23 protein-coding genes are annotated in these 24,764 nt (G+C 50.2%); 13 read left to right on the top strand and 10 right to left on the bottom strand.

All coding sequences use genetic code 11. The features are described 5' to 3' along the window. Positions 1–66 precede the first annotated feature (66 nt). Positions 67–1,080 carry a LacI family DNA-binding transcriptional regulator gene (locus ABDK75_RS07530; RefSeq protein ID WP_346005416.1) on the top strand — a complete coding sequence of 338 codons (1,014 nt, stop codon included), beginning with the start codon at positions 67–69 and terminating at the stop codon, positions 1,078–1,080. Positions 1,081–1,158: 78 nt separating this feature from the next. Here ABDK75_RS07530 and ABDK75_RS07525 read toward each other — a convergent pair whose 3' ends face one another. From ABDK75_RS07525 to ABDK75_RS07500, 6 genes are all read right to left on the bottom strand, one after another. After that, positions 1,159–1,866: a DUF3313 family protein gene (locus ABDK75_RS07525; protein WP_244591191.1), complete on the bottom strand. Its 708-nt coding sequence runs from the start codon at positions 1,864–1,866 to the stop codon at positions 1,159–1,161. 72 nt (positions 1,867–1,938) lie between these two features. After that, positions 1,939–2,301 carry a hypothetical protein gene (locus ABDK75_RS07520; RefSeq protein ID WP_346005414.1) on the bottom strand — a complete coding sequence of 121 codons (363 nt, stop codon included), beginning with the start codon at positions 2,299–2,301 and terminating at the stop codon, positions 1,939–1,941. A 213-nt stretch (positions 2,302–2,514) separates the two neighbouring features. Further along, positions 2,515–3,924: an ATP-binding protein gene (locus ABDK75_RS07515; RefSeq protein WP_346005413.1), complete on the bottom strand. Its 1,410-nt coding sequence runs from the start codon at positions 3,922–3,924 to the stop codon at positions 2,515–2,517. Beyond that, positions 3,921–4,643: a response regulator gene (locus ABDK75_RS07510; RefSeq protein ID WP_346005412.1), complete on the bottom strand. Its 723-nt coding sequence runs from the start codon at positions 4,641–4,643 to the stop codon at positions 3,921–3,923. The genes ABDK75_RS07515 and ABDK75_RS07510 overlap by 4 nt, the downstream gene beginning before the upstream one ends. A 563-nt stretch (positions 4,644–5,206) precedes the next feature. After that, positions 5,207–5,749: a flavin reductase gene (locus ABDK75_RS07505; protein WP_346005411.1), complete on the bottom strand. Its 543-nt coding sequence runs from the start codon at positions 5,747–5,749 to the stop codon at positions 5,207–5,209. A gap of 111 nt (positions 5,750–5,860) precedes the next feature. After that, positions 5,861–6,745: a LysR substrate-binding domain-containing protein gene (locus ABDK75_RS07500; RefSeq protein WP_211503104.1), complete on the bottom strand. Its 885-nt coding sequence runs from the start codon at positions 6,743–6,745 to the stop codon at positions 5,861–5,863. Positions 6,746–6,882: 137 nt separating this feature from the next. Here ABDK75_RS07500 and ABDK75_RS07495 point away from each other — a divergent pair, with 137 nt between their 5' ends. Then, positions 6,883–7,989 (top strand): LLM class flavin-dependent oxidoreductase, encoded by a 1,107-nt coding sequence (locus ABDK75_RS07495; RefSeq protein ID WP_346005410.1) that lies wholly within the window; start codon positions 6,883–6,885, stop codon positions 7,987–7,989. 24 nt (positions 7,990–8,013) lie between these two features. Next, complete coding sequence (locus ABDK75_RS07490; protein ID WP_346005409.1) at positions 8,014–8,829, top strand: class II aldolase/adducin family protein; 816 nt, start codon at positions 8,014–8,016, stop codon at positions 8,827–8,829. Between the two features lie 20 nt (positions 8,830–8,849). Here ABDK75_RS07490 and ABDK75_RS07485 read toward each other — a convergent pair whose 3' ends face one another. After that, positions 8,850–10,022 (bottom strand): acyl-CoA dehydrogenase family protein, encoded by a 1,173-nt coding sequence (locus tag ABDK75_RS07485; RefSeq protein WP_346005408.1) that lies wholly within the window; start codon positions 10,020–10,022, stop codon positions 8,850–8,852. A 253-nt stretch (positions 10,023–10,275) separates the two neighbouring features. On the opposite strand from ABDK75_RS07485, the gene ABDK75_RS07480 reads away from it, so the two are divergent. From ABDK75_RS07480 to ABDK75_RS07435, 10 genes are all read left to right on the top strand, one after another. Continuing rightward, positions 10,276–11,115, top strand: a complete 840-nt coding sequence (locus tag ABDK75_RS07480; protein ID WP_346005407.1) for an ABC transporter permease — start codon at positions 10,276–10,278, stop codon at positions 11,113–11,115. Further along, a complete protein-coding gene (locus ABDK75_RS07475; RefSeq protein WP_346005406.1) occupies positions 11,112–11,837 on the top strand; it encodes an ABC transporter ATP-binding protein in 726 nt (241 codons plus the stop codon). The genes ABDK75_RS07480 and ABDK75_RS07475 overlap by 4 nt, the downstream gene beginning before the upstream one ends. Before the next feature lie 27 nt (positions 11,838–11,864). After that, positions 11,865–12,479 carry a nitroreductase family protein gene (locus ABDK75_RS07470; protein WP_346005405.1) on the top strand — a complete coding sequence of 205 codons (615 nt, stop codon included), beginning with the start codon at positions 11,865–11,867 and terminating at the stop codon, positions 12,477–12,479. 412 nt (positions 12,480–12,891) lie between these two features. Next, a complete protein-coding gene (locus ABDK75_RS07465; RefSeq protein WP_346005404.1) occupies positions 12,892–15,258 on the top strand; it encodes a TonB-dependent receptor plug domain-containing protein in 2,367 nt (788 codons plus the stop codon). A gap of 202 nt (positions 15,259–15,460) precedes the next feature. Then, on the top strand, positions 15,461–16,984 hold the full coding sequence (locus tag ABDK75_RS07460) for a sodium:solute symporter (RefSeq protein ID WP_346005403.1): 1,524 nt from the start codon (positions 15,461–15,463) through the stop codon (positions 16,982–16,984). A 5-nt stretch (positions 16,985–16,989) separates the two neighbouring features. Beyond that, positions 16,990–17,919: an N-acetylmuramic acid 6-phosphate etherase gene (locus tag ABDK75_RS07455; RefSeq protein ID WP_099212977.1), complete on the top strand. Its 930-nt coding sequence runs from the start codon at positions 16,990–16,992 to the stop codon at positions 17,917–17,919. Between the two features lie 5 nt (positions 17,920–17,924). Then, positions 17,925–18,689, top strand: a complete 765-nt coding sequence (locus ABDK75_RS07450) for a GntR family transcriptional regulator (RefSeq protein WP_346005402.1) — start codon at positions 17,925–17,927, stop codon at positions 18,687–18,689. A 30-nt stretch (positions 18,690–18,719) separates the two neighbouring features. Further along, positions 18,720–19,916, top strand: coding sequence for a serine hydrolase domain-containing protein (locus ABDK75_RS07445; protein WP_346005401.1), 1,197 nt, complete (start codon positions 18,720–18,722; stop codon positions 19,914–19,916). A gap of 56 nt (positions 19,917–19,972) precedes the next feature. Beyond that, positions 19,973–20,929, top strand: coding sequence for a BadF/BadG/BcrA/BcrD ATPase family protein (locus ABDK75_RS07440; protein ID WP_346005400.1), 957 nt, complete (start codon positions 19,973–19,975; stop codon positions 20,927–20,929). 114 nt (positions 20,930–21,043) lie between these two features. Beyond that, the gene (locus tag ABDK75_RS07435; protein ID WP_346005399.1) at positions 21,044–22,243 is read left to right on the top strand and encodes an MFS transporter; all 1,200 of its coding nucleotides are present in this window, start codon (positions 21,044–21,046) and stop codon (positions 22,241–22,243) included. 35 nt (positions 22,244–22,278) lie between these two features. Here ABDK75_RS07435 and ABDK75_RS07430 read toward each other — a convergent pair whose 3' ends face one another. The 3 genes from ABDK75_RS07430 to ABDK75_RS07420 form a co-directional block, all read right to left on the bottom strand. Next, positions 22,279–22,890 carry an NAD(P)H-dependent oxidoreductase gene (locus ABDK75_RS07430; RefSeq protein WP_346005398.1) on the bottom strand — a complete coding sequence of 204 codons (612 nt, stop codon included), beginning with the start codon at positions 22,888–22,890 and terminating at the stop codon, positions 22,279–22,281. Positions 22,891–22,941: 51 nt separating this feature from the next. Beyond that, positions 22,942–23,361 (bottom strand): SRPBCC family protein, encoded by a 420-nt coding sequence (locus ABDK75_RS07425; RefSeq protein WP_346005397.1) that lies wholly within the window; start codon positions 23,359–23,361, stop codon positions 22,942–22,944. A gap of 272 nt (positions 23,362–23,633) precedes the next feature. Next, positions 23,634–24,722 carry a HupE/UreJ family protein gene (locus tag ABDK75_RS07420; RefSeq protein WP_346005396.1) on the bottom strand — a complete coding sequence of 363 codons (1,089 nt, stop codon included), beginning with the start codon at positions 24,720–24,722 and terminating at the stop codon, positions 23,634–23,636. Positions 24,723–24,764: the final 42 nt, after the last annotated feature.

Here is a 24,764-nt window from a genome sequence, read left to right as displayed (position 1 = left end):
GGGATTATTATAAGAGCTCATGCAAGGTATGAACCCGCGCGGTAGACGCAGGCATGAGGCAAGGCATTGAACAGGCGCGTTAAGCTTTCTGATATTTCAAAGAAAACTGGCCTGAATGTTTCCACAATCAGTCGCGCGCTCTCAAATCCGGAGCGCGTGAGTGAGGAGACACGGCACCTTGTTCAAGAAGTGGCCTCGCAACTGGGCTACGTCGGCAATGCCGCAGCTCGCAACCTAATCCTTGGAAAAACGGACACCATCATGGTGCTGATCCCGACCTTTCCAGGACAACCGATTTCGCCAGTTTTTACCGAAGTTCTTCGAGGGATTTGCGAAGAGGCGGAAGCTCATGGATTGAGCGTAATGCTGCAACAAAATCTAAGTCAGGCGATCTCGTCTGACGATGCCACCAAATTTTTAAGAACTGGAACGGTAGACGGGGTATTACTTCTCGCAGCAGAGAAATGGACAACGCCTCATGCGTTCAGACCGAGAGAACCTGTCCTCCCTGTCATCAGTGTATTAAACGATTTGACATCTTATGGCCTTGTTAGCGTCGTAGCCGAGGAAAAGCAGGCATTCTCGGAAATCGTGGATCATTTGGCGGCGCGCGGTCATCGTCATTTTGCTTTCGTCTCCGGGCCACGCGAGACCACCCATGAGCAAATACGATTTCAAGCGACTACCAGTCACCTGAAAAGATTAGGCCTTTTAGCGGACCTCGTCAGACTGGAAGGGGGGCCATTCGATCTACAATCTGGGAAACGCGCTGCACAAGAATTTCTAAAACTCAAGACACGGCCAACGGCTGTCATCTGCTGCAGTGATTCATTGGCTTTCGGCTTCCTGCATGAAGTTCAGAATGCCGGACTGAAGGTGCCTGCAGACGTAGCAATAGCAGGCTACGATGGCCTTGATTATACGGCGTTCACAACGCCTTCGCTCACAACATCATCACAGCCATCTTCTGAGATGGGATGCGTTGCTGTGCGAATGTTAAATGATATTTGGAACAAAAAAATACTGAATCCCACCCTTGCAGCGTTAGTGCCATCCCTATTGGTGAGGCAGTCTACCTGAGTAGGTATCCGTATTAAGCCGTAGCATCTATGTGAAGGTGGCATCATTAAGATTGGTCTTGATGATGCCACAAGTTCTTTATTTTTTTTCTGTAGGAATAACTGTTGCCCCACTTTTTTTGAATTCTTCTACTAACAGAGTCGATGCAAGGTGGAATGCACGTTTTGCGTGGGCATATGGTAGCCATTGTCCCATCATGTTCCATGGCATGCCATTATTATACGTAGCGATAGCAACAAGTGTTTCGTTGTTAGAACCATCTACCGCAATGAGTTCTTCGCTAGCACCGCCTGGGAACGGCGGAGGAATGGGAGGCATACCACCTCCGGCGGCACCTGCGGCAAACCCTGCAACGACAGGAATAGCGTTGTAGTACCATTTGCTACGACGAATATTGGTAATCGCAGCGCGAATATGTATTGCGTCTGTGCAAGGTGCGCATGTTGATGCATCGACGACGTTATAGATAGTTCCGACCTGCTTTCTAATTTCTGTAGTGAACGCATCAGTCATACGTGCAGCTACTTCGGGTTTGAGGTGAGGCGCGTTGGCAACAGGGTGCCATGCAACAGGATCAATCACCGCAATTTTGTATTTAGAAGCCTCCAAGCCAGGCTTTACGTAGATATGATCATCCACATGCCCTTTTTGGGGTGTCATTTCAGTGTAGGTCTCTTCCGGTAGAAAACCTGAATGCGTCACTTTCTGTCCAGCGCAGCCCGTTATGTCCAGAAATAGGAGTATGGAGGTTCCTAATTGCGCGGTATTTTTTACTGCTCTTAGCACGGATATTTTCCTTCTATTTAGATCGGTTTTGCGTTTCTATTTATAAAAAGAGAAAATATTGTTGTTTTCTCTTTAAGGTTTCCAGTTGGATTCGCTTACAAATCCTTTTTGGTGCGGATCCATGGCAAAGAAGAAATAGAGTAGAATAGATTCCTGTTGTGGCTCTGGAAGTGCTTTGAATTCGCGTGCGTGTATACCGTTTTTGCAACGGATGATCGTCTCAAGCGCAATTCTAAATTCTGGCCAAGAAAGACGACCATCATGATCTGCATCTAAGGACGCAAAGCCTGATTTCTGAACTACTGTTTCAGGGCATTTATCTGGTGATTTAGCATTTACGGTGAACGCGAAACTCATCGCGTTGATGCAGAACAGATAGCCGAGAAATCGTAAGTAGGCCGCCATGGCGAATTTACAGCGCATCTGCTCAGCCATTTTTACCAAGAAAGGATGAATCAGATAATTCCATTGAATAAACCTCACCAGAATATAGACTACAAGAGAGGATTACCTCAAAGGTAATATCGAGGATCCTCTATGTCGTTAATCTACAAGATAAGGATTTCTAAAATATCTCTCTATTATTTCAGAATTGAAACACAAGATAATATTTTTATAAAATTAGAGTGAATTATATTCGCAGAGTTTTTATTTAAAATTATTTGATGTGGATAAGAAAATAGAATTCTGATTAAGCAGACTGACACGCACTTCAAGGCCGCCTTCGAAATGATTGCAAACATCAATTGAGCCGCCATGAGCCTGAACAATTGACAAAGCCGATGTAAGCCCCAGACCCACGCCACCAGTTTCTCGGTTGCGGGATTTATCGACCCTAAAATAGGGCTCAAATATTCGTTCGATTGCACTTTCAGGAATGCCAGGGCCTTTATCTCGAATGGAGACGATGTAACGCTCTTTGGTGCATATTAACTCTATCGTCGGCGGAGTAGCATATTTGATCGCATTTTCTACCAGATTGGTAAAAACACGCTTGAGAGCAAAGGGTCGACCTTGGCATGTCGCGCGGACTGGACCGATGTAGTTTATTGAAATATTCTGGTCCGCAAAATCATTGACAATCGTATGCAAAATTCCGGGAAGATCAAATGTTGTAATATTTTCACTTATGGCATCGTCACGAAAGAAAGAGAGCGCGCCGTCAATCATCGCCTGCATTTCATCAACATCACGAAACAGCTTTGCTTGCTGTTCCGGGTCTTCGATGAACTCCCCTCTAAGACGGATACGGGTCAAGGGCGTTCTCAGATCATGAGAAATCGCCGCAAGCATGGTTGTACGGTCAGCAATGAACTTCTGAATCTGTGCCTGCATGGCGTTGATCGTTCTCACAACCAACCGTAACTGCCGGGGCCCGGTCTCCGGAATGGGGGCAGTATATGGTTTGGCACCGTAACGGCCAACGTCTTTTGCAAGTTTTTCAATTGGTTGAGATAGTTGACGTGAGGCAATAAGCGATACTGCGATGATCCATGACACGAGAATTGTAAGTTCTAAAAGAAGGCGTTCGCGGGCGTAAAAGCCCCAACTACGCACAAGCGCGGAGCAAAGGAGCCAGCTACCGTCCTGGAGTTGTAGAGCCAGGAAAGTCGCATTCGGGTATTTTCGCTTATCAACACGAATACCCTCCGCTGCGGAAACAGGGTTTTCTATCGAGAATGCGTCAAGGCGCCGCGCTGTATTTCCGATGAATGACGAAATCAATTGTTCCCCAGACTGAACTTCGGACGGCTTATAATGTGCCGTTTCAAGGGCCTTTGCGGTATTGCTTCCCGTTTCAAACCACTCAAACGTCAGTCTCTCAGTTGAAGCAGCATTAGAAAGCTTGACGCGATCAAACTGTGGGGCAGCACTTATTACGCGACTTACTGTAGCGACTTCTTGTAGAAGGCCGGTTTGTTCAATATTAGGTGCTGCCCAATACCCCCCAAACATGAAGAATAACTGCAGAAAACCAATTGTCGTAGCAGCTGCAAGCGCAACGGTGGTGACGAGACGAAGGGTAATGGTGTCTTCAAACCATAGGCGGCGTTTCATAAACGCTTGACCGCAGGGGAGAACAAATACCCTCCATTCCGAACAGTACGAATTACGGTCGGATTTTTAGGGTCATCTTCAAGTTTATGCCGTAGACGACTGATCTGCACATCGATGCTGCGGTCATAGGCTGTGTGGTTTCGTCCCCGGGCAAAATCCAGAAGCTGATCTCTGGTAAGAACCCTCTGCGGATGCTCTACCAAAGCTAACAGCAGCTCGAATTCTCCACCTGATAAGAGAACCAAGGCGTTATCCTCAGATCGCAGTTCACGGCGCGCGACGTCCAAGCGCCAGCCCCCGAATGCCAGGAGGGGACGGGCTTCATTCTCAGATGAAATTTCATGCTTGCGAGATGTTCGCCGCAAAACTGCTTTAACTCTGGCAAGAAGCTCACGCTGATCGAACGGCTTTGTCAGATAATCGTCCGCTCCGATTTCTAAACCGACGACCCGGTCCGTATGTTCTGCCATAGCAGAGAGCATGATGACTGGTACATTCGAAGACGTTCTCAACCGACGGCAGAGGCTAAAGCCATCTTCATTGCGTAGCATGATATCTAGAATGACTAGATCAACATTTCCTGCCGACATTGCTGAGAACATGGCTACGCCATCTTCAGCTATGGACACGGTATAGGAATGTTTACCGAGAAAGTTTGTCAACAAGGCGAGAATGTCCTTGTCGTCATCAACGATAAGGAGATGAGGCATCACAGTCATCCAGTCTTGGTAGCATGTGAGATCATCCTGATGATGTCTCTTATGTGAGCAAATTATTTCAGCACGGACATATTCCTCTCATCCACAATTTCCTTTTGCCTTTCAATCCATCAAGTGCCGTTTTGATATCTAAAAGGTATAGCATTTCTAAGCTGACATATTACGGACATCTCATCGAAAAAAATCGCTACTACAACGGCTAAAGGTAGTCCTTCCTTCAGGTTGGCCTTAAGAATTTGTAGAAAAAGGTGCTATTATGCTGGGGCGAGTTGCGGTTTTTAAGTTTAATTTTGGATACATGGCATACATAGCCTTGTGCATAATGGATGTTATAAACAATCCATTTAATATTTATATTTATTTTGGAAAAATATCAGTTATCAGGCATATTATCGGAAAATTTTTTCTTGAGTTTTACCACACTATTGAACAATCGAAGAGAGACGTTTTAGAAAGCTACTCTGTTAATAATTAATATTATACTTAGGATTTTATCCAACGCATCCCCGCGACATGCGCGTGTCGCAAGTACGGGAGCGCGTTAGAAATGACCTTGATAGCTCTTACTGCTTCTTGATCGGCAGGTGATGAAAGTCACGAGAAAACCACGTGAGGCCATGTTCGGCTTCAGGGTTGTTATATATGGACTGGACTTCGCAAAAGAGCACATCATGTGTTCCGGCGCTATGTATCGTTCGTATCACACAATCAAGCGTTACAAGAGCGTCTGACAAAAGCGCAGCACCAGTTTTGCCAATTTCCCACGTGCCGTGAGAAAATTTCTCTTGAGCATCAAGAGACCGGCTCGCAAATACGCGTGCCAGGTCGCTATGATTTGGCGACAACACACTAATTCCTACGATACCGTTCTGCAAAAACGACTGATGCGATCGATTGCTGCGATTCAGGCAGACGAGTACTGTTGGTGGGGTATCGCTGACGCTACTAATAGCTGAAACTGTAAGTCCTTGGCGTCCACCCGGGCCGTCTGTCGTGACCAGAACGACCGGTGCTCCAAGTAGGCTCATTGCCTCGCGAAACTCTTCCTGACCAACCTGGGAAGAACTGTGCTCGGGAAACAACGCGGCGGCAGGGTTATGTGACATAAAAACTACCTTTACTAGCTTTAGGATTCAGGACGGCATATCTGCCGAAGAAATTGGTAAGGGCTTCACGAAGCACCAAAAAGCCTGCTGCCTGTGGCGCTTCGGCTTTACTCATTGGTCAGAAGCTGCCTGCACAAGTAGCTCCGCCAGATCTTGAGCCGCATCGGGCAGGCCGTTTCTTTGAATCAAAATCGTCTCGATTTCGGGGACTTCGGGAAGTAATCCGGCAGGAAGAGTAGAAAGTCCCTCCGCAGCAGCAAAGCGACGCGTTCGGCAACTGGCGCCCAAGCCGCTTCGGACACCGGCACGCATGGCCGGAAGGTGTGGCGTTTCGAGAACGATGCGATAATCACGGCGGGCCTTCGCTAGGGTTCCAAGCGCGGCATCCCTGAAACGGCATGGCGGCTCCAGCAAAACCAGAGGAATTTCAGGCTGATCCAAAGTGCTGGGATCTCCTATCCAAACCATTTTATCATGCCCGACAATACGCCAGCTTGAGTTGGGTCGATCGCCGTGTTGGCCAAGGCACAAGACAATATCCAGCCGGGAACGGTCAAACATCTCCAGCAGTTCCACTGAGCCGCCTACGCGGATTGTCAGACGGCACCGGGGATGTTCCAGCCGAAAACGCGCCAACACATCTGGTAGGAGCGTGTCGGCAAAATCCTGCACCATCCCAACGGTTATCGGCTCAGGATCAGAAACATGCCCAAGTTTATGCATGATGCGGTCATTGAGAGTGAGAAGCTGCCTGGCATATGCCACCAATTCTTCACCCGCAGGCGTCAGAACCAGCTTTCGTCCATCACGTCTGAACAGCTTTTGTTGAAGCACGTCTTCCAAACGCTTCATCTGAAGGCTTAAAGCTGACTGAGTCAGAAAAATGGTTTCGGTCGCCTGAGCCATGGAACCAGCTTCCACAATTGCGACAAAAGAACGCAGAAGCTCAGTCGGAACATTGCGTGCCATGCGCTGGGGCAGAGAAGAGGTGGACATAGCAACACTCCAAGGCGAACAAGACATAAAACTATATTATGTAGTTGTATTTATATTTTTCACTTGAGTCATGACGTACAAAAAAGTGTATATTGTCAATACAACAATATAATATCGTTTTTTAAGGAGGCTGTGTCGTGCCTGTGGACTTCATCGGCTTTGTTGGCAGTCGCAATCATTCAGAGATCATTCCGGCTCATGGCCCCATCATTGATCTTGCTCATGTTGAAGCTGCGGCAAAAACCCATGAAGCTGCTGGCTTTGACAGGGTTCTGGTAGCCTTCCATTCAAATTCTCCTGACAGCATTCTGCTTTCACAGCACATTGCAGCCACGACAGAGCGTCTTGGGCTCATGGTCGCGCATCGTCCTGGCTTCACAGCTCCCACGCTTGCAGCCCGACAGTTCGCAACCCTTGATCACATCAGCCGTGGTCGTGCCGCCGTGCATATCATCACCGGAGGAAGCGATATTGAGCTCCAGGCTGATGGAGACCATACGACCAAAGCTGAGCGCTATGCCCGGACGCACGAATACATAGAAATCCTACGCCAGGAATGGAGCAGTGACGCTCCCTTTGATTATCAAGGCCGATTTTATTGCGTGAATGGCGGTCAATCGCGCGTATTGCCTTATCAGGGTCACACCATCCCAATCTATTTTGGCGGCTCTTCAGACGAAGCCATCGCCGTCGCCGGACAGCAGGCAGATGTCTATGCACTTTGGGGAGAAACGTACGAGCAAGTACGGGAAACCATCGCTCGCGTACGCGCTATTGCGGATAAGGCTGGACGGACCATTCGTTTCTCGCTTTCGTTGCGTCCCATCCTGGCCGATACAGAAGAGAAGGCTTGGGCCAAAGCGGATGATATTCTTGCCAAAGCCCGGTCTCTTCAGAACGACACGGGTTACATCCGGGCCACATGCATTCCAAATGAAGGGTCCCGTCGACTATTAGCCGCCGCTGAGCAAGGGGTGCGGCTGGATAAACGCCTCTGGACCGGCCTCACCGCTCTGACAGGGGCAAAAGGAAATTCAACCTCCCTTGTCGGAACGCCGGATCAGGTTGCTGATGCGCTTCTTGATTACTATCGACTGGGAATTTCGACATTTTTGATCCGGGGTTTTGATCCAATCATGGACGCTTTGGAATATGGCCGGGATCTTTTACCCCGAGTGCATGCCTTGATTAAAAACGAAGACCAGCTCGACGGTGAAAAGGGGATGAAAATTTCAAGAAAATAGAAAAAATTATTTCAATATTGGAAAATGATCATGACTGCCAAATCACAAAATATTAGAAGCTCTGAAAATGGCTTCAGGAAAAGAATTTTCCATTTGCAGCCTCGGATACCCGCACAAACTTTTGAAGAAGAACGTGTTCATCGAAAACAGCGTTTGGCCGCGACACTTCGATTATTCAGTCGATATGGATTTGATCAAGGCCTGGCGGGCCATGTTACCGCGCGAGATCCGGAATTTCCGGATCGATACTGGATCAACCCCCTCGCTGTCCATTTTTCGCAAATCCGGGTTTCGGATCTTCAATTGGTAGACCACGACGGCAATATCCTGATTGGAGAGCGACCTATCAACACGGCTGGATTCACTATTCATTCTGCGCTTCATCGTGCCAGACCGGACATCATTGCGGCCGCCCACACCCATTCGACATACGGGAAGGCCTTTTCAGCTTTAGGAACCGAGCTTCTTCCGATTACTCAGGATGCCTGCTCGTTTTATGAAGATCATGCAATCTTCAATCCCTTCAGCGGGGTTGTTCTGGATGACAAGGAAGGCGATCGCCTTGCGCGAACTCTGGGCGGCAAAAAAGCCCTCATACTGCAAAACCACGGCCTTCTGACCGCAGGACCTACAGTGGAAGCTGTGGCCTGGTGGTTTTTAGCCATGGATAACGCTGCACACACACAGCTTCTGGCACAGGCTGCTGGCCCTCTAAAACTCATCGCACCAGACATTGCACGACTGACTGCCGGGCAGGTGGGGAGCGCAGAAGGTGCCTATTACTCGTTCCAGCCCCTGTGGGACTGGATTGTGGCCCTTGAGCCTGACCTTTTTGACTGACCCAAACGGTCCCAACGAATCTAGTTTCGTTTTTTCAGTGCTTCGCGGCCAGCCGCCAGAAGAGCGCTATCTCCCTGAGGCGTATGAATTCGCCCACACAGCACGTTCCGATAGTGGCGTTCCAAAGGATTAGCTTGGCTTAGACCAGGATTTCCAATGGCTGCCACCGCCTTGCCCACGGCAAGGATCGCGTTTTCAGTGACCGAGTGCTTGGTTAAACCCGCCAGTATAGTGATTTCAATACCTTGCTCTTGGAGCTGAAGAGCGTGGTCGATGAGGCCGGCATTAGAAAGGAGCAGTGCGTCGATTTCGCCAAGAAGAACTTCGAACCGTGGCAAAGTCGCTAGAGACGCCCCTAAATTGGACGGGACGCGCTGGTGCAGGAAGTTAATCAGCCAATTACGGGCCGCCACAGCAATACCATTATACAGCGAAGCAATAACAATGGCATGCCAACTGGCAATGGCTACAGTAGGGCGACCCTCATTTGACGCAGACGCTGAGAGCAGACCAAGGTATCGCTCTGGAATTTCCACATTATCAAAGATGATTGTATGGCTTCCGGTCGCGCGCATACCCATCTGGTGCCAGCTTTTCTCAATGCGGACACCTCGAAGGTCAAGCGGAACCAGGACAGGACCAACCTTGGGGTCAGTCTCGTCCGTTTTGGCCCAGACAATTCCCCATTGCAGGGCAGTCGAGCCTGTTGAGAAGATTTTGCGGCCGCTGATGCACCAGGCTTGTCCGCGCAGACTGACAGTCGTAGCTGGCAGACCGCCTCTGGCAGGCGTTCCTAACTCCGGCTCTACACGCAGAGCATTGATGAGCGCCCCCTCCTGAAGAACGCTCTCGAACAACTCCTGTTTGACCTCTTCTGACCACTCGGACGAATGAGCAAAAGCTGCAGTTTGAAGATACTGCATTGCCAGAATAAGGGCAGTTGACGGATCTCCTTGCGCGATCTGTCCGACAATCCTGACTATCGCGCTCAGTGAAATATCTTGGCCGCCTGCGCTTCTGGGAAGAGCAAGCGATAAAAAACCTGCATCTTGAAGATCCTGAAGGTTCTCGAGGGAAATGCTACCACTCCGGTCATACCGCGCAGCCCGCTCTTCGAACAATGGAATGAGCTTTTTGAGAACCTCGTCCATGCCCTCTGGGAGGCAGTGCTCTAAAAATGGCTTGTCACCCATGGGGGATCTCCGATCTCAGTCTGGCCGAGATTACAACATCTTTGACGGGACGCGGAAACCAAGGGCTGAAAATATCCCGCACAACACACGCTCTTCTCTCTGGATTAAAAAGCTGCACACGCCAGTGTGTCGGGCAGGAAAGGTCGAGAGACGATCGTCAAGTCCTGTAAAACTCTCACATTTAGAATATTCATCTGACATCTCCGCGTAGAGTTGAAACAATCATTGCTCCTTTCGGTTGTGGAGCAAGCCAATGTCAGACACCGTCGTCTTGACCGAGACGCGAAGCGCCACCGAAGTTCCAAAAGGGCCATTGTCGTTTGCAAGCCTTGCGTCTTTGCGGAGATACGCGTCCCCCGTTCTTTTGGTCTGTTGCTGGCAGGCAGCGTGCTATTCAGGTTTCTTGTCAACGCGACTTGTCTCATCTCCTGCGCAGATAGCTATCACAGGATGGGCGCTCACCCTTGACGGAACGTTGCCATATAATCTTGGTGTCTCCCTTCTGCGGGCTGCTAGCGGGTTAGGGCTAGCTCTCATTTTAGGCGTCTTACTGGCTCTTATCTCAGGCCTATCCAAAGCAGGTGAGGACATTGTCGACGCGCCCCTACAGATATTACGTACCCTTCCTGCGCTGGCGCTGGTTCCGTTATTCATTCTGTGGTTCGGAATTGGTGAAACGCCTAAAATTCTGCTCGTTGCGCTAGGCGCCATATTTCCGATCTATCTGAATCTTCACAGTGGAATTCGCTCCATTGACCCTAAACTTCTGGAAATGGGGTCCACATTAGGCCTGTCACGCTGGCAGACAATCAGGGACATTTTTCTACCGGGAGCGCTACCAGATTTCCTGACAGGCTTGCGGTACGCCGTAGGGGTTTCTTGGATGATGCTTGTAGTTGCAGAGCAGGTGAATGCCGAAAGCGGGATTGGCCATATGATGATGGATGCGCAGGACTTCATGCGCACGGATATCATTCTGGTCGGACTTCTCGTCTACGGAGTCCTCGGTCTTCTGTCAGATCAAATTATCCGCTTTCTGGAAGCCATATTCTTGGCCTGGCGTCCTAGCAATGAAAAGAAGCGCCCGACATGACTGCTTTGAAAACTACTCCACAAAAGGCAGCAGTTAGCATCCAACAACTGACAAAGCGCTTCGACGGCGGCTCTCCCGTGTTGGACCGGCTCAATCTGGCCATAGCTCCAGGCGAATTTGTAGCGTTGCTCGGACATAGTGGCTCAGGAAAATCAACTCTCCTGAGAACACTTGCAGGACTTGATCCAGTGACAGAGGGCATTTTGACCAGACCACAACGAGTTTCGGTCGTTTTCCAGGAATCCCGGCTGCTACCTTGGAAAAAGGTCTGGAAAAATATTGTTCTAGGCCAGGAAGACGCGAGTGCCAGACAGCGTGCCGAAGTCGTTTTGGAAGAAGTGGGGCTGTCACATCGAACCAATGCATGGCCTGCGACCCTTTCCGGCGGTGAAGCGCAGCGGGCTGCCTTGGCCAGGGCACTGGTGCGGGAACCTGCCTTTCTCATGCTAGACGAACCCTTTGCGGCCCTTGACGCACTCACACGTCTGAAAATGCAGCAATTAGTCGCCGACCTCTGGAAAAAACATGGTTGCACTGTTCTTCTTGTCACACATGATGTGGATGAGGCGCTGCTACTTGCAGATCGAGCCGTTGTGCTTGAACAGGGGCAAATCCGGGTCGATCTTCCAATTCCTCTTTCACGGCCGAGAAAACACTCCGATGGTGATGTTGAGGCACTCCGGACAACCTTGCTCAATGCGCTGGGTGTTCATGACGCATGAGCATTTCTTTTTAAAAAGGCTATATTTATGACAACCGCTCCTGAGCGCACCGCTCATTCTTCTGTCGAACCGCTCATCCTTAATCGCTGGTCTCCAAGGTCTTTTAGTCCGGTAGATATTGACCCTCAGGATCTTTTGGGGTTTCTCGATGCGGGGCGGTGGGCACCTTCAGCGTATAATAGCCAGCCGTGGCGTTTCATTTATTCTCGGCGCAACACGCCAGAATGGGAGCGTTTTCTATCGTGGTTAATCCCGTTTAACCGGTCATGGGCAGAAAACGCATCGGCTATCGTGTTTGTCGCATCCAGAACGATTACCATCTCAAGTCGAACTGGCGAGCCATCTCCTCTGACGACGCACTCATTCGATGCTGGTGCGGCTTCTGTCCTTGTTCAGTTACAAGCATCTCAAGCAGGGTGGGCTGTTCATCCTATCAGTGGCTTTGATCATGATCTCGCCCATGCAGGCCTAGAACTACCGGAAGGCTATCAGCTTCATGCAGCTTTGGTCATTGGAAAACAGGCAAGTGGCGAGAACCTCTCAGAGGAACTGCGGAAACGTGAGCAGCCCTCCAGTCGGGTCAGTCTTAAAGAATTGGCGTTTGAAGGGCGTTTCAACGCGTCGGAAAAATCTGAAGACTGATCACGTTGGATTACCTCTCGCGAGCGGCATTTCTCTAGTAAGCCGCATCATTCTCTTATAGCTTAAAAAATGATTATGCTTTTCTATATTAATTAGAAAAACATAATTATCCTTACCATAGCAATAATAATTTATTCCATAAAAATAGATATGGATAGTTATAGAGATTTACTCCCATTATTTATTTTATATAATTGGTAATTTATTAATATAAATTACTTTATTGACCTACTTTATCAACCCAATAAATTTTTTCTTTTGAGGTTTTACTGAAAATATATTCCTCTTATGTCAAAAAAATTCAGCACCAAGGAGCCAAAGGCAGAATCGGTTTACAATCGTAATTAATAGGTATTAGAAAGGTATTATTCATGGTTTACCTATGACGGGCTGAGGCTTGGGAGAGAGAACGATGCGTTATCGTAAGGTTCTTATGCTGGGGGTAGGGTGTGCCGTTTGGGCAACAGCTTCCGTAGAGGCAAAATCTACGTCGCAGGCTGCATCCGAAAATAAAAAAGAAAAATCCATTTCCGCTTCGGGTGACGCTGAAGAAGTAAAGGTTACGGCGAAAAATGCTCCCGATGGAGCGAGCGGGCATTCGGCAGGAGCGGGTATGATGCCTGTTCAGACCGTACCCAAGGCCCGGAGTGCCTTTACTCGAGACTTTATTGCTCATCAGCCGCCGACGCAGAATACCGCATCCATGATTGCCAGCATGCCGGGTGTAGCCGTTGGACGAAATGATCCACTCGGACTTGATGATCAACGCATCAACCTTACGGTTCGAGGAATGGCACAAACGGAAATTGGCTATCTGATGGACGGAATTCCTGCTGCGGACCCGTCGAATTACAAGCTTTACACAACGCAGAACGTAGATAATGAAAACTTGGCTCGCGTAGACCTGACGCAAGGCTCAGCTTCACCTACATCTCCCCTGTATAATGCTGTCGGTGGTGAACTGACACAGACTCTGCGAACGCCTTCAGATCATGCTGGTGGCTATGCAGACTTCAGCGGCGGGTCCTACAGCCTGGACCGTGAATTTTTTCGGATAGATACTGGAGAAATCGGACATACCGGCATCCGATCCTATGCTTCTTTTTCCCATACACATGCAGAAGACTGGCGTGGTCCAGGCTACACAACCCGCTACCATATGGACAATAAGACCGTAAAAGAGTGGGGACATAGCGGAGCGGAATTACTGGTTTCATACAACACCACGACCAGTTTCTATCCGCGCTTCCCAACACTGACTCAGTGGAAGCAGTACGGTACCAATTTTAACTGGGAAAAGGACTATATCCCAGGCAGCGCCAATTATTACCGTTTCCAGCAGAACGTCCGAAACGCCATTACGATCGGCGCTCCGATGCATTTTGACTTGGGACATCAACTAACTGCTCACCTGACCCCTTATTACATGCATTCCGATGGGTATGGAGACGTCGGTAGCAGTCTGAGCAATACTGGCAGCTATTACGGAAACATGCCAGCCGGGAACCTGAACGTATCCCCATCCTATAACGGTTCTTTCCCCGTTTCGATTACGGACACGTTCAAAGAAAATAATGCCGGGCTCAACGCCTCGTTGTCATGGAAACATGGTCACAATACTCTAACGGTCGGGTACTGGTACGCATACTTTGCGCAGCCAGAAGCTGCAACATATGCTGCGGCGGATGCGAACGGTAGTATCGCCAGCATGTCTGGAAAGTACCCGGTTGTTTCTGCGGCGGGTGACGTGCTGCACAGTTACAATATTAATTTTATGCAGCAGACCAATACAGCCTATATTTTCGATGAATATAGTGCACTGAATGACCGCTTAAAGCTTTCTGCCGCATTCAAAGAAAGCATGATTACAAGACAACTCACGCAAATCATGCCTGGGCTACCCTCATACAGAAATGGCAATAGCGATGCCGTGCCGCTTCCTCAAGTGATGGCAAGTTATCAGATCACACCGAATGACCAAATTTTCGTTAACGGAACAACGGGCTTTGCCGAACCTGCTGGGTGGCCGAGCTACGCTGATTTTATCAGCGTCGCCACCGGCAAACAGACGCGTGGCCATGCACAAAATCTAAAGCCAGAATACGCAATTTCTGAAGAGCTGGGATATCGCCATCATGGCTTCGTAAACGTCAATATTGCCCTATTTAATTACAATTTTACAAACCGTCAGGTTTCCACGACAGAAGTTGTGGGCGGAACGCGAGTGAGTTCATCCATTAATGGTGGTGGACAAACATCGCGCGGAGCAACTATTGAACTGGGATTGAAGCCTTGGCATCATTTAAGCCCATATATCTCAGGACAGTATATCCACGCGACGATCGATAATAACTTGAGAGCGTCCAGCGGTGACTATCTGAGAACTAAGGGAAAACTGGCTGTTAATACGCCGGAATTCACAGCATCCGTCGGAATTTTGTATGACAATGGCAGCGCCTTTGGTGGCCTTTTGTTCAACTATGTTGGAAGTCAATACTCCACATTTATGAACGATGAGAAGATGCCAGCATATGAAACTCTGAATATGAATTTTGGCTACAGATTTCAGTCTGTTGGTTTCCTGCATCGCCCGCAAATTCAGCTGAATTTGGTTAATCTTGGGCTTGGTAACAAGGGTTACCTCTCTTCAACGTATTCTGTTGCAACGAACGCTCATGCCACGACAGGCGTGTATGGCACAGCGATTGCCGCCAGCGCACCAACCTACAACGTAGCAGGTGGATTTGCAGGAATTGTCTCGGTCTCCTCTGGATTTTGAGATACGCGAAAAAATGAGCGCTCTGGAAATGTTCAAGACTATCCCAAGCGCTCATCGATCGCATGAGCAATTTCAACAGAGATCTAAAGTAGAGCTTGAGTGCGTGTTTCCATATCTGAGGAGAAGGGCAGGAGTGAGTTATCAGGTATTTTTTTGGTATTATTAAGGTTCTATGGCAATTGAGGTTTACGAGGAAACATTCATGCAGTTTGCCGACATTGCTGTAATCTGTGCTTATTTCATTGCACTGCCTGTCCTGGCGATCACGCTTTCAGGCCGAAAGAACTCATCCGGAGATTTTCTCTCAGCCGATCATGACCTGCCGTGGTGGGCAATCTGCCTGTCTTTGGTTGCTACGGAGACCTCAACCCTGACATTCATCAGTATTCCGGGAGTAAGTTATGGAAGCGGTATGGTGTTCCTGGGGCTCGCGGCAGGATATTTTATTGGCCGTTTAATCGTGACCATATGGTTTTTACCGCTGTATGCACAAGGGCGCATGACGAGTGCATACCAGTATCTGGGCCATCGCTTCGGTCCTGGATTGCAGCGAGCGGCGTCAGCCGCATTTCTGATAACCCGACTGCTTGCGGAAGGCGTTCGTTTATCGGCAGGGCTTATCCCACTCATGTGGATGCTTGATCATGAAGGGATCAGCATAAACCGCGCCTTAGTCATGGGCATCATTATGGTATTTACACTGACTTATACGATGATGGGTGGTCTTCGCGCGGTCGTATGGTCTGATACTATTCAGCTTTGCATTTATCTTTTTGGCGCAGTCATCTGTGTTTCACTGCTGAATCACGAGATCTCTCCTGAAGGTTGGTCCAGTGCCTGGAGATCAGGGCATCTGGCACCTTTCCATCATATGACTATGGGCAACCTGGTGTCTGATCCTTTTACGCTGTTAGCTGCGTTAGTCGGAGGAGCTATTCTCTCAGTTGCCTCTCACGGAACTGACCAACTCATGGTTCAGCGCCTTCTGGCAGCACGAAGCTTGAGAGATGCGCGCCTTGCACTGATGGGAAGTGCTATTGTTATCGCGTTTTTGTTTGGGATCCTGTCCCTAATCGGCGTGCAACTCTGGATACGCAATGGAGGCACCTCTCTCACGTCTCTGGGGCTGAATTCTCCTGACGACCTTTTCCCGACTTTTATTGTTTCAGGGCTGCCAGCAGGCTTAGGCGGATTGCTCCTGGCAGGTGTATTAAGCGCAACGATGGGTTCGCTATCATCTACACTGAACGCAATGGCAAGTGCCGTTTTAACCGATTTTGGCCCTTTACCCGCACGTGCCCTTCAGACGTGCCAAACATGCTTAAATTTAGGGCAGGGCAAGCTGTTCGCACCTCGGGTCCTAACGTTGGTGTGCAGCCTTGCCCTTGTCTTGACTGCGCTGTGGTTCACAGGAAGCCGACAATCAGCGGTCATTCTGGGCTTAACAGTCGCAGGATGGTCTTATGGGCCAACACTAGGCACCTTCCTGTTTGGAATGCTGTATCCTTCAGCACGCTTGAAAGATGCGTTAACAGGATTTTCTGTTTCTCTGGCAGGCATGGCCGTAATGATGGGGGCATTACAGTATTATAGCTGGCACGTGGCTTTTCCCTGGTTAGTGCCGTTAGGAATTACCTTGATGGTCATATCGGGATCTATTTCAATAATGTTCACAAAAGGCGGGCTCCAACACTTTCCGTCTGCCCCCGACACTTCAAAGGACTGACAATCATGGCCATCAAGGACCCCAATAACCTTTCAAAGGTTTCTTCTGGCACGGAATCTCAGGACCCCCGTTATGTCGACGTTGACCTTTGGCCGGCTACCTCCATTCTGGACGCACTTGCGGAAGCCCAGATGTCCGCAACAGCAGTTGTTAAAACGTCAGTCCCGCAAATTGCAAAAATCGTCGCTGCGGCGCTTCCTCGGCTACAGGCAGGAGGGCGCCTTTTTTACGTGGGTGCCGGTACATCTGGGCGTGTCGGGCTTCAGGACGGTGTAGAACTTACACCTACGTTTGGGTGGGAGCCTGAGCGTCTGGTTCTCATGCTGGCCGGAGGTACCAAAGCGCTTTTCGAAGCTGTCGAAGGAGCGGAAGACCGCGAGGATACGGCTCGTGCCGAGATATTGTCTCACACTCCAGGGCCGAATGATGTTGTCCTCGGGATCGCAGCAAGTGGTGCAACCCCCTACACGTGTGCCGCGATTGCAACTGCCAGAGAAATGGGCTCGCTGACTGTCGGCATAAGCTCCAATCCGGCCGGCCGACTTCTCAGTGAGGCAGAGATGGGTCTCAGTATCGTCACGGGTCCTGAAGTTATTGCCGGGTCAACGCGTTTGAAGGCAGGGACGGCACAAAAAGCGGCTCTAAATCTTCTGTCCACTACGCTCATGATTCAGATGGGTCATTGCTACCGGGGGCAGATGGTGGACATGCGCGTCGTCAATGCAAAACTGGAAAGACGAGCAGCACAGATGGTGCACTTGTTAGCGGGCGGAACTCCCGCGGAAATCGCTGATGCACTTGCAGTGAGTGGTCAAAACGTCAAGCGAGCCGTGCTCGTTCGGTCCGGCATGACAATTGACGACGCCGAAAGTGCTCTTGTTGCCCACGAAGGTAATTTGCGCGCCGCTCTTACGTCCCGCCAGGAACACGAGTAATTTTCATGCACGTGATAAGTTCGCAAAAGCTGTTCGCTGCCCTGACGCCTGATCCCGCAGACCGCAAGCCTCTCTACTTGCAACTTGCTGAGCAACTAAGGGAATTGATTGAGAGTGGAGCCCTTAAGGGTGGAGATGCTGTTCCTCCAGAGCGGGAAATTGCAGAGTTCACCGGTGTTTCACGAGTGACAGTCCGCAAATCGTTAGAGCAGTTGGTAAATGCGGGACTTCTAACTCAACGCCCAGGTGCTGGAACCTTTGTCACCCGACGCATCCAGCAGCCCCTGTCTGCCTTGATGGGCTTTTCCGAAGATATGCGGGCGAGGGGCTATGAACCCGGCTCAATCTGGCTAGGCAAGCGCATGGCTGGGGCCAGCCCGGACGAAGCAATGGCAATGGGTATGGCCCCGGGCGCACCCGTGCTTCGCCTCAAGCGGATCAGAACCGCAGATGGGGAACCTCTGGCCATTGAGACCGCCGTTATTTCTCGCAGGGATCTGGCATCTCCCGAGTTAGTCAAAGATTCATTTTATGAGGCGTTGAAAGAGCGAGGCCTGTTGCCAGTCAGAGCGCTTCAGCGCATTCGTGCCCGAATGGCGACTACTCAAGAGGCAGAGCTCCTCCACCTTGTGCTGCCAAGTGCCATTCTTGAAATTGAGCGAAGATCTTTTTTGGCAGATGGACGAATACTTGAGGTGACATTCTCATGCTATCGCGCCGATCTCTATGACTTTGTCGTAGAACTCCGAACATCAGCAGAGCGTGGCTAGCCCTGTGGTCCATCAGGAGATAAAAGCAAGATGAAAAGTCCCAATCCTTCATCGTCCAAACGTAACTTGGCTGTTACAAGTCGGCGCATTTTTCTGACGGGCACCGCAACATTGGTCTGTGGCGGTCTGTCTGCTTGTGCTCAATCTTCAGACGACAGGTTCTTGCGAGTAGATACCTTAGCGCAGCGAGCAGTCCGGAAAGGTGAGGTACCGGGGATTGTTCTTGCAGTCGGGCATCAGGGGCAGATTGTACATCGTTACGTTTGCGGCAACCGAGCATTGGTTCCGGATCGAGAAACGATGACCTGGGATACGCGCTTTGATATGGCGTCTCTGACCAAGCCTACCATGACAGCGTTGTCTATTATGCAACTTGTCGAGCGGGGGCAGGTGGGTCTGGACGAACCTGTCAGCCATTATCTACCTACCTTTGCCGCGAATGGGAAAGCGCCTGTCACGATACGCCTGCTCCTGACCCACTATTCCGGCTTGCCACCGGACCTGTCTTTGGACGATGCGTGGTATGGCAAAGCCGAAGCCGTTCGTCGTGCGATGACTTCTTCGCTGGCCAATCCCCCAGCCGATAAATTTGTTTATAGCGATATCAACTTCATCACGCTGGGACTTGTGGTCGAGAAAGTCAGCGGGCTTTCTCTGAACACATACGTTCAAAAAGAAATTTTGAGTCCTTTGAGGATGACGGAATCCGGCTATCTGCCTGATCCATCACTCAAAATGATCATCGCTCCAACACAATATGATGAACACGGCATGATGCTTCGTGGCGTGGTACACGACCCGACTGCGCGCCGTATGGGCGGAGTGGCCGGGCATGCAGGTCTCTTCTCAGACGCTCATGACATGTGCCTGTACGCGCAAGCATTACTGGATAGGCTTGCGGGCAGGCCAAGTGCATTTCCACTCCGGCGCGAAACTCTGCAACAGATGATCTCCCCACAACAACCACAAGGAAAAACAGAACTTCGTGGCTTTGGATGGGATATTGCGACGCATTACTCCTCGCCCAGAGGCAGCTCTTTCTCTGATACGTCCTTCGGTCACACAGGTTTCACTGGAACGTCGCTTTGGATCGACCCGGCCAATGATTCATACGTCTTAATCTTAACCAATAGGGTCCACCCGAATGGGAGCGGGAATGTCTCTCAACTTCGATACGATATTGCCACGGAAGCCGCGCATGCACTCGGTCTCTACAACAGGGCCTAAAGCATACAATGAGCACTGAAACGACTGCTGCACGACATGTCTGATTGGATTGATCCGTGACCTGTTCCAGCATCGCGGCAATAGATGGCGGGGGCACCAAAACACTGCTTGTCGTTCTCCACCGAGACGGCACTCTAGGCCCTGTTATAAGAGCCCCTGGCTCCAACCCATTCGATCAAGTCGACTGGCAGTCCATCCTGATATCCTTGATGTCCCGTCTTCCCTCAACCACGAAAGCCCTATCTCTTGGGCTCGCGGGCTACGGAGAGATGCGGCCATCCGGCCGAAAACAGAAAGACGTCGTAGCGGCAAATTTCCCGCATATTTTCAATATTACCAACGACGTGGATATTGCCTGTACCGGAGCATTTGCCGGGCATGGCGGCGTTCTTCTGCTGGCAGGAACAGGCTCTGTCGCGTGGGTCGTTAATGGCAAAGGCGAACAAGACCGTGTTGGCGGATGGGGAAGCCTGTTTGGCGATGAAGGCAGTGCGTTCTGGATTGGCCGACAGGCGCTGTCATTACTGGCGATGCTGTTAGATGGCCGCAATCAGAAAGATTGGGCATTCCTCGAACCGTTTGCTGATGTTCTTGGGTTATCTTCTAACGCGAATTCTTATGATGCGGGACTAATGGAATGGTACAGCCGCCTCGAAAATCCTCGTGCATCAGTAGCATCCCTGGCAAAAACGGTTTCTGATCTGGCTGAGCAGGGCATTGTGCCAGCTCAGCGTATAATAGTTGAAGCCGCAGCTCTTCTAGGGGCTCACATCACTGCTGCGAGGCATAAATTTCCCGATACATCTCTCCCCTGGAGCTACGCTGGTGGAGCTCTCCAAAGTCGTCTCCTTCGAGAGACACTAGCCGCTCATCACGGTGCGCCCTTGGTGCCCCGTCTGCCACCGGTGGGTGGGGCTTTGCTCAATGCCGCTCAAATGGCCGGATGGAATCCCGATGAACGCTGGATCTGTAAAACAGCTGAAACTTTACGGTTAGCGGGCATCAGTTCATGAAACGAAAACAGAGGCCGGGATGAGTATGCGGTATCTCAGCACAATATGGCAAAATCCCATGATTTAAGGAGCCTGTCGCCATGTTGCTCAGGGGCATGGTAAGGAACGAGTATCATGAGCAATCAAACTCCTACGACCGTCTCCAGCCACGCTGATCGCCCTGACAGCGCTAACACACTCTCCGCATTTCTGACGCTTAGCATGGCTGTAGCTGCCGGCGTTGCAGTTGCAAACATCTACTATAATCAGCCCATGCTTGGCATCATGAAGCGTGACCTGCCAGGTTCGACCACAAGCATGATTCCAACCGGCACTCAACTTGGTTATGCCGCGGGACTGTTTCTTCTTGTTCCTGTCGGGGACCTTCTGGAGCGCAAACGGCTGATTGTTCTTCAGTTTGTTCTGCTTGCCCTTGCCGCTGCGGCAATAGCGCCTAACGCATCCCTCCTGCTTGTGGCGTCCGTCGCGGTTGGTGCACTCGCAACTGTTGCACAGCTCATTGTTCCTTTTGCCGCGCATCTTTCGTCTCCGGAAAGACGCGGCCACACTGTCGGCATTGTCATGGCAGGCCTCCTGTGCGGCATTCTGCTAAGTCGGACCTTGGCCGGTGTCGTCGCCACATATGCCGGGTGGCGCGAGATGTTCTGGCTCGGTGCTCCGATCGCGCTGGGCACAGGTGCCTTATTGGCGTGGGTTCTTCCTGCCAGCAAGCCGACCTCGAAAATGCATTATAGGCAATTACTTGCGTCCCTTGCAGGCCTTTGGAAAGAGTTTCCACAGTTACGCCTCGCAGCAGTCACTCAAAGTCTCCTGTTTGGAGCTTTCAGCGTCTTCTGGACGATCCTCGCCCTTCACCTGCAAGAGCCCAAGTTTGGATTAGGGGCGGGCGCTGCCGGTCTGTTTGGCATTGTCGGAGCCGTTGGCATTCTTGCGGCCCCGATTGCCGGAAAAATTGCCGATCAACACGGCCCTCATAAAATGATTATTCTTGGGGCCATGTTGACACTTCTGTCATGGGGCATTTTCGGTCTCTGGAATTCGCTTCCAGGTCTGGTCGCTGGTGTAATCGTTCTGGATTTTGCAATTCAGGGCGCGCTCGTGTCGCATCAGCATGTCGTCTATGCCCTGCGGCCTGAAGCGCGAGCACGCCTGAATACCATTTTTATGGGAACAATGTTTCTTGGCGGAGCTCTTGGCTCCGCCGCGACGATGATGGTTTGGCCCACATTCGGCTGGACTGGAATTGTCCTTCTTGGTGCGGGCCTGGCACTTTCTGCTACTTTGCTCCAACTACGCAATTGGAACCATTCATAAGACCGAGCGCATCATTAAAGCAAAACGGTTTTCTCTCATGAATCCAGCGTGGCTTCTGGAAGCACAAATCCCAAGACTTTTGAAAGGTGTTCACGGTAGCGCCGTATGACGTTATCGACGGCAGGGACTTTGATGACGTCCGTTGCCAGATAAGTAGAGAGAGAACTCATCCCCAAAAACTGGTTTGCCTTGTGAAAAGGAAAGTAAACAGCATCCACCCCTTTACCTTCAAAGAACTGGGCCGGATCTTCAAAGGCTTCTTCCGGTGCATTCCACGTCAAGGAGAGCATATAATGCTTTCCTTGAATCAGGCCACCTGAACCATATTTCTGATTGGGATTGGAGCGGCTTCGTCCGTCGCTGGCGTACAGGGAGCCATGACCAGCCGTGAAAACTTCATCGACATACTTCTTGACGATCCACGGCGCGCCCATCCACCAGCCTGGCATCTGATAAATGATCAGATCGGCCCAGAGGAAATTCTCGACCTCGCTCTGCACATCATAGCCTGCATCAATTTTGGTCTGACGAATATCGAACCCGGCGCTTTTTAGAGTTTCGTAAGCAACCTCTTGGAGCGTGTCATTGAGACGGCCCTGAGAGTGGCCGAATGCTTTCGAACCATTCAGAAGAAGAATATTTTTCATCAAAGTTATCCTAAAAACCTGAATACTATGGAAATTTACTGGAAACGGACCTTAAGTCGCCTGTTCCAGAAGTGTCTTTGCGTGATTTAGGGCGGATGCATAAGCAGAGCGATAACGCGTTTCTGCTTCTGAGCTGCTTATTCCAACCGGGCTAAACTGGCTCCCCCAACTTATACAACAACGTTCAGGGGAAAGGGATGTAACTGTGACCTTCCCAAGGTAGTCTTCAACCGGGTCCGGTCCCTCGATATAGGCATAAGTGTAAGTGCGTTTGCGCTGATCGAAACTGACCAAGCGCTCTACAATCACAGACCCGTCTTTGGCCGTCAGTCGTCGAACGCGACCTCCGTCTTCCAGGAAGCTCCTGATAATCATTGGGATCCAGAGTGGAAGATTATCGAAGCCGCCTAACAGGTTCCACGCCTTATCGGCACTCACCGCCACATCTACATCGGTGCTTGCTTCAATCATCTTTTGATCTCTACAGCTCGCCGGTCGGAAGAAACCATGCCGTTCATAAGATAGAGCATGAGGCCTCCCTTCGGCTCGGTTACATCAGATGTGCAGTATGCAGTCCTCAATCTTGTGCGATAATATCCTGTCTATGCATATGAATTATGAACAGAATTCATAGATGAAACCTAACCGTGAAAGTTGAGCTTTCTTATGATGCTAGGCTTTGCTCATCCGTCATACCCATGTCTCTTCCTCACAAAGAGCAGAACGCAGCGAATGGCTGATCCTCAGACCAGTAAATGATAAGCTAAAATTCGTTGAACAGCCCAGAACAGGCCAATTGCTGCGATGAGAAGCGACGCAGGGATCGCAATTCGTCTTCTGAACCACGGACGGTTTCTGAAAACGCCTACGACCAGTGTTGCGAGGAGAATGATAAATAGCTGTCCCGCATCAACGCCAAAGTTGAAGCCTATGAGAGCCGCAATGAAGTCACGATGAGGGAAGGGCACTTCACTCAGGCTGCTGGCGAACCCAAAGCCGTGAATCAGCCCGAAAGCAAAAACAACCAACAGACGTATTCGTCCCAGTTTTGGACTAAAGACATTTTCCAGCCCTATGAACGAAATCGACAGAGCGATTGCTGGCTCTACAAAACGGCTTGGAAGATCAAAAATTCCATAGGTTGAGAGAAACAATGTGGTGGCATGGGCAATTGTGAAGACCGTTGTTTGGGACAGCAGCTTGCGCCAGCTAATTCCAAGAAAGAAAAGCCCTAAGACAAAGAGAATATGATCTTTCCCCTCCGGGACGATATGCTTGAACCCAAACTTCAGATAAACCGGAAGCTGTTGCCACCATGACAACGTATCCGGATCAAAACTTCCGGGCTGATCGACATGGCCAGTTGGAAGCTTCCCCCGATAGTCAAAGGTAACGCTCTCATGCTGCCCGGCATCGAGCCAGCGCGTTTGTGTAAAATGGCGTTCAGGAAGCTGAACCGTATAAGCGACGGGGTAATCAATCTGAGCCCCCAGTGGAATACGCAGTTGTAACGGGCCATTATTGGCAGGAAGCGGTATCTCGAACTGGAAATGAGCAGGTTTGTCTGCTGCCAGATCCATATACTCATCCCGGCTCTTGCTAGAAAAACTGTAGGTCACAAGAGTGGCGTGAAGGGGAGAATGACCCGAGAAAAGCGGTAAGGCCTTGGTAATTTCCTGAGCAACGGATCTGACTTCAGCCTCATGTTGTGAGCCGCGCCCAGTCGCCAGCACATAATATCTGGCAGGGTCACCCATAAGAACTGTCAGATCCATATCGATCATGACCGTCGCCGTGTCGGGCCGATCCAGCGAGACCAAGACTCTCGTCATGGATTCCGGATCGGCTAACGCAGGAAAATTAACTAGAAATAA

It is taken from the genome of Gluconobacter sp. OJA (genome assembly GCF_039638325.1).
Taxonomy (GTDB): Bacteria; Pseudomonadota; Alphaproteobacteria; order Acetobacterales; family Acetobacteraceae; genus Gluconobacter; species Gluconobacter cerinus.
Note: the sequence above shows the minus strand (reverse complement) of the source record. Positions and strands in the feature narration are given on the sequence as shown.

What these genes read in the sequence shown, in the direction of transcription:
- ABDK75_RS07520 (WP_346005414.1), bottom strand. Translation starts at nt 2,301, where the DNA reads ATGGCTGAGCAGATGCGCTGTAAATTCGCCATGGCGGCCTACTTACGA.
- ABDK75_RS07515 (WP_346005413.1), bottom strand. Translation starts at nt 3,924, where the DNA reads ATGAAACGCCGCCTATGGTTTGAAGACACCATTACCCTTCGTCTCGTC.
- ABDK75_RS07510 (WP_346005412.1), bottom strand. Translation starts at nt 4,643, where the DNA reads ATGACTGTGATGCCTCATCTCCTTATCGTTGATGACGACAAGGACATT.
- ABDK75_RS07505 (WP_346005411.1), bottom strand. Translation starts at nt 5,749, where the DNA reads ATGTCACATAACCCTGCCGCCGCGTTGTTTCCCGAGCACAGTTCTTCC.
- ABDK75_RS07500 (WP_211503104.1), bottom strand. Translation starts at nt 6,745, where the DNA reads ATGTCCACCTCTTCTCTGCCCCAGCGCATGGCACGCAATGTTCCGACT.
- ABDK75_RS07490 (WP_346005409.1), top strand. Translation starts at nt 8,014, where the DNA reads ATGATCATGACTGCCAAATCACAAAATATTAGAAGCTCTGAAAATGGC.
- ABDK75_RS07485 (WP_346005408.1), bottom strand. Translation starts at nt 10,022, where the DNA reads ATGGGTGACAAGCCATTTTTAGAGCACTGCCTCCCAGAGGGCATGGAC.
- ABDK75_RS07480 (WP_346005407.1), top strand. Translation starts at nt 10,276, where the DNA reads ATGTCAGACACCGTCGTCTTGACCGAGACGCGAAGCGCCACCGAAGTT.
- ABDK75_RS07475 (WP_346005406.1), top strand. Translation starts at nt 11,112, where the DNA reads ATGACTGCTTTGAAAACTACTCCACAAAAGGCAGCAGTTAGCATCCAA.
- ABDK75_RS07470 (WP_346005405.1), top strand. Translation starts at nt 11,865, where the DNA reads ATGACAACCGCTCCTGAGCGCACCGCTCATTCTTCTGTCGAACCGCTC.
- ABDK75_RS07465 (WP_346005404.1), top strand. Translation starts at nt 12,892, where the DNA reads ATGCGTTATCGTAAGGTTCTTATGCTGGGGGTAGGGTGTGCCGTTTGG.
- ABDK75_RS07460 (WP_346005403.1), top strand. Translation starts at nt 15,461, where the DNA reads ATGCAGTTTGCCGACATTGCTGTAATCTGTGCTTATTTCATTGCACTG.
- ABDK75_RS07455 (WP_099212977.1), top strand. Translation starts at nt 16,990, where the DNA reads ATGGCCATCAAGGACCCCAATAACCTTTCAAAGGTTTCTTCTGGCACG.
- ABDK75_RS07450 (WP_346005402.1), top strand. Translation starts at nt 17,925, where the DNA reads ATGCACGTGATAAGTTCGCAAAAGCTGTTCGCTGCCCTGACGCCTGAT.
- ABDK75_RS07445 (WP_346005401.1), top strand. Translation starts at nt 18,720, where the DNA reads ATGAAAAGTCCCAATCCTTCATCGTCCAAACGTAACTTGGCTGTTACA.
- ABDK75_RS07435 (WP_346005399.1), top strand. Translation starts at nt 21,044, where the DNA reads ATGAGCAATCAAACTCCTACGACCGTCTCCAGCCACGCTGATCGCCCT.
- ABDK75_RS07430 (WP_346005398.1), bottom strand. Translation starts at nt 22,890, where the DNA reads ATGAAAAATATTCTTCTTCTGAATGGTTCGAAAGCATTCGGCCACTCT.
- ABDK75_RS07425 (WP_346005397.1), bottom strand. Translation starts at nt 23,361, where the DNA reads ATGATTGAAGCAAGCACCGATGTAGATGTGGCGGTGAGTGCCGATAAG.
- ABDK75_RS07420 (WP_346005396.1), bottom strand. Translation starts at nt 24,722, where the DNA reads ATGACGAGAGTCTTGGTCTCGCTGGATCGGCCCGACACGGCGACGGTC.